The following is a 688-nucleotide window of genomic DNA, read 5'->3' on the forward strand; positions in this document are numbered from 1 at the left end:
GTGCCCGCCCCGGGTGCGTGCCGCCGTCGCCTCCCTCGCACCCGGCGTGAGCGCGCCCTGGATCGCCCAGGCCGCGAGCAAGGGCACCCGCGTGTTCGGCGACGTCGGCTGGGACGACACCGGGGCGTGGGATCTGGCCGGGCTGCCCGACCTGCGGCACTGCGAGGCGTTCCTGCCGAACGCGGAGGAGGCGATGCGGTACACGGGCGCGGACTGCCCCCGGGCCGCCGCGCACGCCCTGACCGAGTACGTGCCGCTCGCGGTGGTCACCCTCGGTGCGGACGGGGCGTATGCGGTGGACCGGCGTACGGGGGAGACGGCGGAGGTACCGGCCATCGCCGTCGAGGCGCTCGATCCGACCGGGGCCGGTGACGTGTTCGTCGCCGGGTTCGTGGCCGGGACACTGGCGGACTGGCCGCTGGCGGACCGGCTGGCCTTCGCCGGGCTGACGGCGGCGCTGTCGGTGCAGGAGTTCGGCGGGTCGCTGTCGGCGCCGGGGTGGTCGGAGATCGCCGCGTGGTGGCGGGAGGTGCAGTCGGTCGAGGGGCAGTCGGCGGTGGCACTGGAGAGGTACGGGTTCCTGGCCGACCTGGTGTCGGAGGAACTGGTGAGGCCATGGCCGCTGCGGCGTGCCGTCCCCACGATCGGCTTCCGGCGCTCGGCGTGACGCCCTGGCCGTCCAGGGGGC

Annotated in this window: 1 protein-coding gene; it reads left to right on the top strand. The window is 75.9% G+C overall.

Going from position 1 to position 688, the window contains the following annotated elements:
- Window positions 1-667: carbohydrate kinase family protein (locus C1J00_RS43925; protein WP_245936765.1), on the top strand; the 667-nt coding region annotated here is incomplete at its 5' end.
- Window positions 668-688: the final 21 nt, after the last annotated feature.

Source organism: Streptomyces cahuitamycinicus (assembly GCF_002891435.1).
Classification (GTDB): Bacteria; Actinomycetota; Actinomycetes; order Streptomycetales; family Streptomycetaceae; genus Streptomyces; species Streptomyces cahuitamycinicus.